Here is a 10,844-nt window from a genome sequence, read left to right as displayed (position 1 = left end):
GAACTGCAGTTCGAGGCGGTTGCGGCCGTCCCGTTGCTCGAAGATCAGCTTGTCGCTGAGATGCCGGATCAGCGACAGCCCGCGGCCGCTTTCGGCCAGCGGGTCGATGTCGTCGAGCGAGACGACCTCGTCGTAGAGATCGTGCGGCACCTGGTCCCCGGCATCGATGATCTCGATCGTGACGCCGAGGTCGGTGCTCGAGGCCGAGACCGCGATCGGCTGGCTGACCGAGGCCGACGCGCCGTGTTCGACCGCGTTGGTCAGCGCCTCCGCGATGGCGATTTCCAGCGCCGAGAGCTTCTCCTCGGGAAGGGAGTCCGCCAACTCGCGTTTCAGGGAAACGACGAGAGGGTCGATTTCGCCGAGGACTGGCGGCATTTCCAGGACGATGGTCATCAGGCGCGTTCCTTGAGGGCCTGGATCGCGGCATCGACGTCGCGGTAGGCGCTGAAGACGCGGTCCATGCGCGTGATGCGGAACATCTGCTGGACGCTGCTCGCGAGGTTGCACACGACGATTTCGCCGCGGGTGCCGACCCGCTTCAGCACCCCCACGAGGGCCCCGATGCCGGATGAGTCGATGAAGCTCACCTCGGCGAGGTCGATGACCAGCCGGTCATGCTTCTGGTCGAGGAGGGCGATCACCTCCTCCTTGAAGGTCGTCGCGTTCGCCGCGGTGAGACGTTCCACCGTGGGCTTGACGACGCAGAGACCGAGGTCTTCGTGCACACTGGTCTTGATCATGGCTGGGGGGTCCTTTCACAGACAAGAACGGTGAGGTCGTCGTCGAGCGTGCGACCGTTCCGCCACTGGTCGAGCGCGTCGACCAGCTTGTCGGGGATCATGGCGGGATCTCGGACGTCCTTCAGGACGGCCTCGACGCGGGCTTCCCCGAAGGGTTGGTTTTCGAAATTCTCGGCTTCCGTCGCGCCGTCCGAGAAAAGCGCGACGGCTTCCTGCGCGTGGAAGGGGGTGTTCCGGGTCTCGAAGGCGACGTTCAGCAGCAGCGCGACCGGAAAGCCGCCGTCGCCGACCTCGTTCGCGGTCCCGTCGAGCGAGACCTTGTAGGGCGAGGGGTAGCCGGCCTGGCAGTAGTAGAGCCTGTCCGAGGCATGTTCGACGATGCCGCAGAACATGGTGAAATACTCGGTCCCGTCGTCGCGGTAGAAGCGGTCGTTCAGCCCGTGCACCAGCGCCGCGGGATCGGGCCGGCCCTCGGCGTCAAAGGCATGGGCCGTGAAATACTCGGCGGTCAGCAGGTGCCCCAGCGCCACCGACATGAGCGAGGCGTGAACGCCGTGCCCGGCCACGTCGACGGCGTAGAATGCCGTGTGCGCCTCGCTGACCGGGAAATAGCCGAACATGTCGCCCGACAGGATGTTCGAGGGCCGGAAGGCCGCGTGGAAGCTGCATTTCCCGACGTCCCGGTGCTCGTCCGGCAGCAGCCGGCGCTGCGCGTTGGCGGCCGCGCGCAGGTCGTCCTCTATACGTTCCTTGGCTTCCGCGATGATGCGGCTGCGCTCGCGCAGCTGCTCTTCGTGGCGCAGCAGGCGGCTGGCGGAGCGGACCCGCGCGGTGAGGCTGGCGGTGTCCAGCGGCTTGGCCATGAAGTCGTCGATCCCGGCCTCGAGCGCATGCTCGCGCTCGTTCCGCTGGTTCTGCCCGGTGACCATCAGGATGTGGATATAGTGGTCGGAGCTGTCCTGCCGGATGCGGCGGGCCAGCTCGTAGCCGTTCATCCCCGGCATCTCGAGATCGCAGATGAGGATCTTGGCCGACAGCTCGTTCACGAGGTCCAGGGCCCTGCATCCGTCCTCGGCCTCGTGCGGCTCGAATCCCAGCTTCGTCAGGATCGCCGAGAAATACGCACGTTGCAGGGCGTCATCGTCCGCGACGACGACCTTGACCGGAACGGCGCTGAGATCTGAACGGGGTTCACCCTGGTAATCGTACATGCGGCCAACTGCGGGAGGGGAATCTACTTGTCCTCACTCTACACTAGGTTGTGGCGCGGAGTGTTGGAAGTGCATTGGCCAAATTGCGCAAGAGGTTGTGATGTGTTCCAGAATCGCAACGCAGGATCTGCCGTGAGGGTCTGGTCGCGCCTGTTTTCCGGGCGACGGAGGAATGGACCGCGCGGTCCGTCTCCGGCCGGCTGCGCGCCGGGGCCGACGCGTCACTGAAACAGCGCGGAGCCGAACAGCAGCGAGCTCGAAACGGCGACGATGCCCATGCTCAGGCGATCCACGAAGGCCCTGTTCTGTGCCCAGTGCACCCGGCAGGCCAGAACGTCGCCCAGCAGGGTGCCCGGAACCATGAGCATGGCGCGCTGCACCGTCGTGGCCTGCACCGTGCCGCCGATCAGGTGACCGGCGAGCGCGACCAGCGACAGGAGCGTGAAGATCGCGAGCAGCGTGGCCCGCCGGGTGTCGAGCGACACGTCCCCGCGGGCCATCAGGTAGACCAGCAGCGGGGGCGCCGGGACCGCCGCGACGGCATTGAGAAAGCCCGCGGTCGCGCCGGCCGCCGCGACGGGGGCCTTCGCGGCGGGCGGCACCCGTGGCGGTTTCAGGATCATCGGCACCAGGCTCGCCAGGATGCCGGCGCCGATGAGCATGCGCAGGAGGTCTTCCGCGACGAGGCTCGCCGTCGCCACGCCCACCGGCACGCCCGCCATCCCGAAGAGGGTCAGCTTCCCCGCGAGATGCCAGTCCGCCGAGCGCCTCATCACCGGGATGTTGCGGACACTCAGCACCATGACGAGCAGCAATGTCGTGGCCACGGCCTCGATCGGGCGGACGAAGAGCGACAGCAGGCCGACGCTGACCATCGCGAACCCGAAGCCCGTCAGGCGCCGAACGAAGGCCGCGCCGAAGGTCACGAGGTTGCCGGCGAGCAGCAGCTGCAGATCGATCCCCAGGTGCATCGTGGACCCGTCCTCGAGAGTTGCCCGGCCGGTGCGATCGGGCTAGGTTCGGCAAAAAACAGGACATTACATCTCGAATGACGGAACAGAAGACAAGCGCCAACTCTGCAATTTCGCGAAGCTTCGACGTGCTGGACGTCCTTTCGAGGCAGCTCAGGCCGGTTTCCATCCAGGAACTGTCGCTCGAGCTGGGCGTGCCGCGGCAAAGCGTGCACAGGCTCATCGGCCAGCTCGAGGCCCTCGGCATCGTCACGCGCGAGATCGGCTCCGAGCGGTTCTCGGTCGGCACGCGGCTGAAGTCGCTGTCGCTGGCCTGCCTGTCCAGCCACCAGCAGACGGCGTCGAGCCACGCGATTCTCGAGCGCCTCGTGGGCGAGGTCGGCGAAACCTGCAACGTCGGCATGCTGGACAGCGGGCAGGTCTTCTACCTCGACCGCGTGGAATGCGACTGGCCCCTCCGGGTGCAATTGCGCCCCGGCAGCCGCGTGCCGGCCCATTGCACGGCCATCGGCAAGCTGCTGCTGGCGTTTTCCGAAAGCCGCACGCGGCAGAAGATCCTCGCCAACACGAAGCTGTCGCAGCTCACGGACAACACGATCACCGACCCGGTTCTGCTCGATCTCGCCTTCGAGGAGATCCGCACCCGCGGCTTCTCGATCAACAACGAGGAGGACTCCGTCGGGCTGATCGCGCTGGCCGTGCCGATTCGCGATCCCTCGGGCACGGTGGTCGCCGGCCTCGGCATGCACGCGCCCACGGCCCGCGTCTCGATTGAGCGCGCCAAGGGGTTCCTGCCGAAAATCCGTGCAGCGGCCGACGAGATCGCGGAAGCCATGTTCTAATTTTCGGGACACAACGTCCCGAAAATTGACTTCACACGTTCATGCCGCCGATGCTCGTGTCCAAGCAGGGGCCATCCTGCCGAATGACACGATCATCACAGCGGAGAACGCACATGAACCGTCTGACACTGACCCTGGCATCGGGCCTCGCGCTGGCCGCCGCCAGCGCCCAAGCGCAGGACGTCATCAACATCGGCGTGCAGCCGGCGACCCAGCCGATCTACATCGCGAAGGCCGCCGGCTATCTCGACGAGATCGAGGAGGCGCACGACGTCGATCTCGAATTCAAGAGCTTCTCCTACGGGGCCCCGGAAAACCAGGCCATGGCCGCCGGCGAGATCCAGATGGCAAGCGCCGGGATGGGGCCGGCGATCGTGGCCTCCGCGCGTCTCGAGGCAAAGCTGCTCGCGATCACGGTGCTGGACCAGACCGCGATCCTCGTGCAGTCCGACTCCGACATCGCCACCATCGCCGACCTCGAGGGCAAGACGGTCGCCTATCCCGGCAAGGGCTCGCAGCAGTATCCGCTGCTCATCAAGGCGCTGTCGGACGCGGGGCTCGAGGAAGGCGACATCCGCCTCTTCAAGACCAAGGGCTCGGACGTGGGCACGCTGCTTGCCGCCAAGCGCGTCGATGCCGGCGTGACCTGGGACCCGCATGTCTCGGGCGCCCTCGCGAACGGCTCGGCCAAGGTGCTGATGACCTCGGGCAAGATCCTTCCGATCAAGGGCGAGCACTACATCGGCAACGGCTTCTACGCCCGTAACGACTTCATGGACGCCTACCCCGAGGTGACGCAGGCCGTGGTCGACGCCCTCGTGCGCGCCGAGAACCTGATCCTCGACGAGCCGGAAACCGCGATGGACATGTGGGCCGAGGAAGTCGGCGTGCCGCGCGAGGTGATCGAATACTCCATCACCGAGGGCATCTCGGTCTTCACGACCGACATCACGCCCGAGCAGGAGACCATCGACGCCTACACCCAGTTCCTGAAGGACGCGAAGATCCTCGAGGCGGACGACGCGCCGAAGATCGACACCACCTTCGCGGAAAAGGCGTCCAATGCCGGATGACACCAAAGCCAGCGCCCTCCCCGCCGGGGAGGGCACGCTTGTCTCGACGGCCCGTGACCGCGCGACGAAGGCCTCGAAGGGCACCGCGAGCGCGGTCGCGCCCTACCTCTTCGCGCTCTTCGCGGTCGGCGTGATCTGGCAGGTCGCCATCGCCGTCCTCGATCCGCCTTCCACGATCCTGCCGTCGCCGGTCTCCGTCGCGGGCACCTTCTTCGAGGAGCTGTTCTCGGGCGAGCTGATCGTGAACGCGGCGGTCTCGCTGACGCGGGTGACCAGTGCCTGGCTGATCTCGGCGTTGATCGGGATTCCGCTGGGCGTCCTGATCGCGAGAAGCCGCGCCGCCGAGCGCCTGATCGATCCGATCATCGAGCTGTTCCGCCCGATCTCGCCGCTCGCGTGGATTCCGCTCGCGATCCTGTGGTTCGGCATCGGCGAGGCGGGCAAGGTCTTCATCATCTTCATCGCGACCTTCTTCCCGATCGTGCTGAACACCGTCGACGGCATCAAGCGCGTCGACCCGGTGCTGCTGCGCGCGGGCCAGGTGCTGGGGTGCACGAACCAGGTCGAGCTCTTCCTCCGGGTCATGCTGCCGGCCGCGATCCCCTCGATCCTCGTCGGCCTGCGGGTCTCTTTCGGCACCGGCTGGGCGGCCATCATCGCGGCCGAACTCGTCGCGGCGAACTCGGGGCTCGGCTACCTCATCGCGGACGGCATGGAGATCCTGCGCTCGGACCTCGTGATGGTCGGGATGATCGCAATCGGAATCATCGGCGTGCTGGTCGATGCCATCTTCAAGCTCGTCGCGAACCGCGTCGGATGAAAGGAGCAAGCGCCATGGACATGAGCCAGCCCCCGGGCGAGGCACACCGCCCGGACGCCGATGGAAGGGCCGCAATCGAGATATCGCGCGTCAGCAAGCAGTTTCACGACGGCGAAGGCGGCGTGGTCGAGGCGATCCGGTCGACCTCGCTCGACATCGCCGAGGGGGATTTCGTCGCCATCGTCGGGCCGTCGGGCTGCGGCAAGAGCACGCTGCTCAACATGCTCGGCGGCTTCGACAGCCCCAGCTCGGGGCAGATCCTCGTCGACGGAAAGGCCATCGCGGGGCCCGACATCCAGCGCGGGATGGTCTTCCAGGACTACGCGCTCTTTCCCTGGCTGTCGGTGCTCGACAACGTCACCTTCGGCCTGAAGAAGAGCCATTCGCGGAGCGAGGCGCGCGACGAGGCGATGAAGTGGCTCGAGCTGGTGGGCCTGAAGGATTTCGCCAGGAAGCAGCCCAAGCACCTCTCCGGCGGCATGAAGCAGCGGGTCGCCATCGCCCGGACCTTCGCGACCGACCCGCGGGTCATCCTCATGGACGAACCCTTCGGCGCGCTCGATGCGCTGACCCGGCGATTCCTGCAGCAGCAGCTGCTGAAAATCTGGCGCGAGCATCGCAAGACCGTCGTCTTCATCACCCACTCGGTGCAGGAGGCCGTCTACCTCGCGAACCGGGTCGTGATCATGACCGCGCGCCCGGGGCGCATCAAGCTCGACGAGAAGATCGAACTGGCCCATCCCCGCAAGGTCACCGATCCCGCGTTCCGCGACACCGAGGCCCGCATCTTCGAAGCCCTCGACGAGGAGCTGGCCAAGACCTTTTCGCTCGAGACCTCGGATGGCCATGCAGACTGATCTTCGGAAACCGGAGGCAGCCTCCGCCAGTGACCTTGTCGAGTTGGATCGCGATATCAATGCCTTCGTCGAGGTTCTTGATCCGACACCTGAAGTGTCCGGGCCCCTGTCGGGCCTCCGGTTCGGGGTCAAGGAGGTGATCGAACAGGAGGGACTGGCAACACCCCTCGGCGTGCCCTTCCTCGGTGATAGGATCGGCAAGGAAAACGCCGAGGTCGTGGATAGTCTCCTCGATGCCGGCGCGCGCCGCCTGGGCACCACGCGATCCACCATGCTCGCCATAGCGGGCGACAGCGGGGCGCGGAACCCGCTCGACCTGTCCCGCTCGCCCGGGGGCTCCTCCGCCGGATCGGCGGCGGCCGTCGCGGCGGGTTTCCTCGATTTCGCCCTGGGCACGCAGACCGTCGGCTCCATCGTCCGGCCCGCGTCCTACTGCGGCGTGGTCGGCTTCAAGCCGACATTCGACGTCCTGCCCACGCGCGGCGTGATGCGCCTGTCGGTCGAGCTGGACCACGTCGGGCTGATCGCCCGCGATGTCGAGACCGCGCAGCGGGCCTTCCGTGCCCTCGCCGGTCCCCGCGACGGGCAGGGTGTGCTGACCAAGGCCTGCCTCCCGGCACCCTGGTTCGACGGCGACCTTCCCACCCCTGTCGAAGCCGCCTGCACGGGCCTTGCCGAACGCCTCGGGACCATCGGGCTTGCCGCATCGTCCTGCACACTGCCCGATGACGTCACCTCCGCCGAGGGCGAGATCCTGAACGGCCTCCTCTGCAAGGGGGTCCTCGACAATCACCGGGCCTTCATCGAGGCCAACGAGGCCCAGCTGCCCGCCGAACTCCTGGCGCTGGCAAAGACCGGGGCGCGGATCTCGCGCCAGGACCACGCGGCGCTGCGCAGCGAGCGGGACCGGCTGGGGGCGATCATGGAGCGGCTCTTCGATGACGAGACCGTCCTCGTCTTCCCATCGGTCATCGATGCCCCGCCGAAGCTCGGCTCCGGCACCGGCCTGCGCGAGCCGCAACGGCTCTGGACCCTGCTGGGGTGGCCCGCGATCAGCATTCCCTTCGGCTCCTACGGCGGGGATCTCGACCATCTTTCGGTCGGGGTTCAGCTCATCGCCAGGCCGGGTATGGATGTCCCGTTGCTCGACCTCGCGCGGAGGATCGAAGCCGGGGCGTGATCCGGCGCCCGCCCGGATCACGTTGGCGGAAGAACGCCGACGCCGGGCGGTGCCTCGGAGGCCGCGTGGAACGAGGCGCCGGCCGGACGCATTGAGGCCGTGCAACCGAAGCAAGACGGAGGCATCGAAGCATGACCAGCCGAATTCTGACCACCACCGCCGCAATCGCCATGATGGCCGCGGGCGCCGTCAGCGCCGAGACCGAGAACGAAGCCAGCGTGACGGACCAGGCGTCCGCCGCGGCCGAAGAGATCGGCGACACTGTCTACGCCATCGGCGAGACGGCCACCGACACTGCCCAGGCCGGCGTCGAGGCCGTGGGTGGCACGGCCGAAGAGGCCTATGACGGCGCCGCGAACATCTCGGCCGAGCTGGACGCGGCCCTGACCGGCGACGCGGTGGTCCGCTCGAGCGACGGCGAAGTCCTCGGCACCGTCTACGAGACGGACATGGACGCGGACCGCGTGATCGTCGACCTCGATGGCGAGATGGAAGGCGCGGACGACCGCGCCATCGAAAACGCCGCCGTGCAGGTGAGCTCGCTCTCCGCCGGTGAAGACGGCGTCGTGCTCGACATGACCGAGGAGGAATTCGCGGCAGCCCTGCAGACCGCGACCCGGGTGGACATGAGCTCCGACGGCTAAGAGCCTCCGAACGCTGGAAAAACGGAACGGCCGCCTTCGGGCGGCCGTTTTCGTTTCGCAAGGGTGCCGTTCAGGAGGCCCGGCCGGAACTGGCCTGCGCTCAGGCGATCCGGCCGATGTAGACCCCGTTCGGTCCCAGCGTCACCGCCGTTCCGGAGACCGTGGCGGCCTCGAGGCAGAGCGCCTCTCCGGGATCTTCGACCTCTACCTCAATTTCACCCGCTTCAAGGTTGAAAAGACACAGGATTTCGCCCCCACGGGTGAAACCCAGAACGGGCTCCGGCGTGTCGACAAAGGCCATGTCGCCCGCGCGCAGCGCCGGCGTCTGCGCGCGCAGCGCGATCATGCGACGGTAGAAGGCCAGCACGCTGTCAGGGCCGGACTGGCTGTCGACGGCCCGGGCCGCCTCCGGCGGCTTGACGGGCAGCCATGTCGCGTCGGCGCCGGAAAAGCCCGCATGGGGCGCCCCGGCCTCCCAGGGCATCGGCGTGCGGCAACCGTCGCGGCCCGGGTTGTCGGGCCAGAAGGTCAGGCCCTCGGGGTCCACCAGCTCGTCGTAGCTCAGCTCGGTCTGGGTCAGCCCCAGCTCCTCGCCCTGGTAGAGGCAGACCGACCCGCGCAGCGACAGTAGCAGTGCCGCGGTCATGCGCGCGAAGGCATCCTGCGATGCGGCGTGACTGGCCCAGCGGCTGACGTGGCGCGGCACGTCGTGGCTCGAGAAGGCCCAGTTTGGGCAGCCCGCGTAACCGTCGCGAAACATCCCGGTGATCTGCTCGCGGAAGAAGGTCGCGCCGTAGGGCTTGTGCATCAGCGCGGTGTGGTAGGCCTGGTGCAGCCGTCCGGGGCCGGTGTATTCCTGCAGCCGCTCGACCGGGTGATGGCCCTCGCCGATCTCGCCGATGAGGGTGCGGCCTTCGTACTCGTCGGTCAGTGCCCGCACCCGCTCCATGAAGGCCAGGTTCTCGGGCCGGTTCTTGGAGTGGATCGGGTACTGCATCTCGTAGGTCTTGTAGTCCGGCTCGGACTTGATGCGGAAATCCGGAGGGTTGTCGCGCAGTTCGCTGTCGTGGACGTAGTGATTGACCGCGTCCAGCCGGAAGCCGTCCACGCCCTTGTCGAGCCAGAAGCGCAGCGTCTCGAGCGCCCAGTCCTGGACCTCCGGGTTGTGGAAGTTGAGGTCCGGCTGCTCCTTGAGGAACTGGTGCAGGTAGTATTGCCGCCGGCGCACGTCCCAGGTCCAGGCCGGGCCGCCGAAGATGGATTGCCAGTTGTTCGGCGGCGACCCCTCGGGCCGGGGATCGGCCCAGACGTACCAGTCCGCCTTGGGGTTGTCGCGGGAGGACCGGCTCTCGGCGAAGAAGGGATGCGCGTCCGAGGAATGCGAAAGCACCTGGTCGATGATCACCTTGAGCCCGAGGTCATGGGCACGCTGCACCATCTCCTCGAAGTCGGTCATGGTGCCGAAGGTCGGATCGATGCCGCGATGGTCGGCCACGTCGTAGCCCATGTCGGCCATGGGCGAGGTGAAGAAGGGCGAGACCCAGATCGCGTCGACGCCAAGGCTCGCGACGTGGTCGAGGCGCCGGACGATTCCCTTCAGGTCGCCCATGCCGTCGGCGTTGTCGTCCTGAAAGCTGCGGGGGTAGATCTGGTAAGTGACTGACCCGTGCCACCAATTTTCCGTCGAGCTCATGGCGTCTCTCCTGCGGGGCGGTGATCGGAAAGGCTTCCGAAACGTTTCGGTTTCACGTAGTTTCTTGACCTATCGCGCGGCACGACGCAAGCCCCTTGTCGTAGCAGGAGGACCGGACATGGCGACGCTGAAGGACCTGTCACGCCACCTGGGCCTTTCGGTGACCCAGGTCAGCCGGGCGCTGAACGACCACGGCGACGTGAGCAAGGCGACCAAGGAACGGGTGCGCGAGGCGGCGCAGCTGCTGGGCTACAGCCCGAACCTGTCGGCGCGCAAGCTCAAGTCCGGGCGGTCGGGGATCGTGTCGATGATCGTGCCGCCGCGCTCCGAGACCGTCGAGGTCGAGCTGCTGATGGAGACCGTCATGGGGCTCTCGGCGGAGTTCTCGCGGCGCAGCCTGCAGTTCGTCCTGCACGTCCTGTCGGAGGGCGAGGATGCCGCCGAGGCGCACGAGACGATGATGCGCGCCGGCTCCATCGACGGGATCGTCATCACCGACCCGCAGGTCGATGATCTGCGCATCGCGACGATGCAGCGGCTCGAGGCGCCTTTCATCGTGCATGGCCGCGACCGGATGGAGGCCGCCTATCCCTATGTCGACATCGACCACTTCGCCCTGGGTCGCGACCTGGCCGAGGCGCTTCTGGACAGGGGCTGCCGGCGGCTCGCGCTGGTCGACGGGCCCGAGGACCGGCTCTACGCCGTGCAGCGGCGGGCCGGGGTCGAGGCGGCGCTGGCGGCGCGGGGCCTCTCGCTGGGGGCCGCGCGGGTTCTGCCCGGCCTCATGACCGAGCAGCGCGGCGCCGAGGC

Annotated in this window: 12 protein-coding genes (1 of these 12 running past the window's edge); 7 read left to right on the top strand and 5 right to left on the bottom strand. The window is 67.3% G+C overall.

Going from position 1 to position 10,844, the window contains the following annotated elements:
* The 4 genes from SALMUC_RS27675 to SALMUC_RS27660 all read right to left on the bottom strand — a co-directional run.
* Positions 1-378 carry the 5' portion of an ATP-binding protein gene (locus tag SALMUC_RS27675; RefSeq protein ID WP_425414334.1) on the bottom strand. It extends 33 nt beyond the left edge of the window, so only the first 378 of its 411 coding nucleotides appear in the window; its start codon is at positions 376-378; the stop codon falls past the left edge of the window.
* Between the two features lie 17 nt (positions 379-395).
* Entirely contained in the window at positions 396-743 is a 348-nt protein-coding gene (locus SALMUC_RS27670) for an STAS domain-containing protein (protein WP_020043278.1), read from the bottom strand.
* Entirely contained in the window at positions 740-1,954 is a 1,215-nt protein-coding gene (locus SALMUC_RS27665) for a PP2C family protein-serine/threonine phosphatase (RefSeq protein ID WP_020043277.1), read from the bottom strand. The genes SALMUC_RS27670 and SALMUC_RS27665 overlap by 4 nt, the downstream gene beginning before the upstream one ends.
* A gap of 221 nt (positions 1,955-2,175) precedes the next feature.
* Positions 2,176-2,925 (bottom strand): sulfite exporter TauE/SafE family protein, encoded by a 750-nt coding sequence (locus tag SALMUC_RS27660; protein WP_020043276.1) that lies wholly within the window; start codon positions 2,923-2,925, stop codon positions 2,176-2,178.
* 77 nt (positions 2,926-3,002) lie between these two features.
* Here SALMUC_RS27660 and SALMUC_RS27655 point away from each other — a divergent pair, with 77 nt between their 5' ends.
* From SALMUC_RS27655 to SALMUC_RS27630, 6 genes are all read left to right on the top strand, one after another.
* Positions 3,003-3,767 (top strand): IclR family transcriptional regulator, encoded by a 765-nt coding sequence (locus SALMUC_RS27655; protein ID WP_020043275.1) that lies wholly within the window; start codon positions 3,003-3,005, stop codon positions 3,765-3,767.
* Between the two features lie 113 nt (positions 3,768-3,880).
* Complete coding sequence (locus SALMUC_RS27650) at positions 3,881-4,840, top strand: ABC transporter substrate-binding protein (protein WP_020043274.1); 960 nt, start codon at positions 3,881-3,883, stop codon at positions 4,838-4,840.
* Positions 4,830-5,660, top strand: coding sequence for an ABC transporter permease (locus SALMUC_RS27645; protein ID WP_020043273.1), 831 nt, complete (start codon positions 4,830-4,832; stop codon positions 5,658-5,660). Before SALMUC_RS27650 ends, SALMUC_RS27645 begins: the two co-directional genes overlap by 11 nt.
* A gap of 14 nt (positions 5,661-5,674) precedes the next feature.
* Positions 5,675-6,517 (top strand): ABC transporter ATP-binding protein, encoded by an 843-nt coding sequence (locus SALMUC_RS27640; RefSeq protein ID WP_020043272.1) that lies wholly within the window; start codon positions 5,675-5,677, stop codon positions 6,515-6,517.
* Positions 6,501-7,697 carry an amidase family protein gene (locus SALMUC_RS27635; RefSeq protein ID WP_020043271.1) on the top strand — a complete coding sequence of 399 codons (1,197 nt, stop codon included), beginning with the start codon at positions 6,501-6,503 and terminating at the stop codon, positions 7,695-7,697. The genes SALMUC_RS27640 and SALMUC_RS27635 overlap by 17 nt, the downstream gene beginning before the upstream one ends.
* 131 nt (positions 7,698-7,828) lie before the next feature.
* Positions 7,829-8,341, top strand: a complete 513-nt coding sequence (locus SALMUC_RS27630; protein WP_020043270.1) for a hypothetical protein — start codon at positions 7,829-7,831, stop codon at positions 8,339-8,341.
* 100 nt (positions 8,342-8,441) lie between these two features.
* On the opposite strand, the gene SALMUC_RS27625 is transcribed toward SALMUC_RS27630, so the two are convergent.
* Complete coding sequence (locus tag SALMUC_RS27625) at positions 8,442-10,034, bottom strand: alpha-glucosidase (RefSeq protein ID WP_020043269.1); 1,593 nt, start codon at positions 10,032-10,034, stop codon at positions 8,442-8,444.
* A 118-nt stretch (positions 10,035-10,152) separates the two neighbouring features.
* Between SALMUC_RS27625 and SALMUC_RS27620 the strand changes: the two genes are divergently transcribed.
* Positions 10,153-10,844 (top strand): LacI family DNA-binding transcriptional regulator (locus tag SALMUC_RS27620; protein WP_020043268.1); only part of this gene is annotated, 692 nt, incomplete at its 3' end.

It is taken from the genome of Salipiger mucosus DSM 16094 (assembly GCF_000442255.1).
GTDB classification, from domain to species: domain Bacteria; phylum Pseudomonadota; class Alphaproteobacteria; order Rhodobacterales; family Rhodobacteraceae; genus Salipiger; species Salipiger mucosus.
Note: the sequence above shows the minus strand (reverse complement) of the source record. Positions and strands in the feature narration are given on the sequence as shown.

Bases quoted from the DNA above. Each gene is read 5' to 3' on its own strand.
- SALMUC_RS27670 (WP_020043278.1), bottom strand. From the start codon at position 743: ATGATCAAGACCAGTGTGCACGAAGACCTCGGTCTCTGCGTCGTCAAG.
- SALMUC_RS27665 (WP_020043277.1), bottom strand. From the start codon at position 1,954: ATGTACGATTACCAGGGTGAACCCCGTTCAGATCTCAGCGCCGTTCCG.
- SALMUC_RS27660 (WP_020043276.1), bottom strand. From the start codon at position 2,925: ATGCACCTGGGGATCGATCTGCAGCTGCTGCTCGCCGGCAACCTCGTG.
- SALMUC_RS27655 (WP_020043275.1), top strand. From the start codon at position 3,003: ATGACGGAACAGAAGACAAGCGCCAACTCTGCAATTTCGCGAAGCTTC.
- SALMUC_RS27650 (WP_020043274.1), top strand. From the start codon at position 3,881: ATGAACCGTCTGACACTGACCCTGGCATCGGGCCTCGCGCTGGCCGCC.
- SALMUC_RS27645 (WP_020043273.1), top strand. From the start codon at position 4,830: ATGCCGGATGACACCAAAGCCAGCGCCCTCCCCGCCGGGGAGGGCACG.
- SALMUC_RS27640 (WP_020043272.1), top strand. From the start codon at position 5,675: ATGGACATGAGCCAGCCCCCGGGCGAGGCACACCGCCCGGACGCCGAT.
- SALMUC_RS27635 (WP_020043271.1), top strand. From the start codon at position 6,501: ATGGCCATGCAGACTGATCTTCGGAAACCGGAGGCAGCCTCCGCCAGT.
- SALMUC_RS27630 (WP_020043270.1), top strand. From the start codon at position 7,829: ATGACCAGCCGAATTCTGACCACCACCGCCGCAATCGCCATGATGGCC.
- SALMUC_RS27625 (WP_020043269.1), bottom strand. From the start codon at position 10,034: ATGAGCTCGACGGAAAATTGGTGGCACGGGTCAGTCACTTACCAGATC.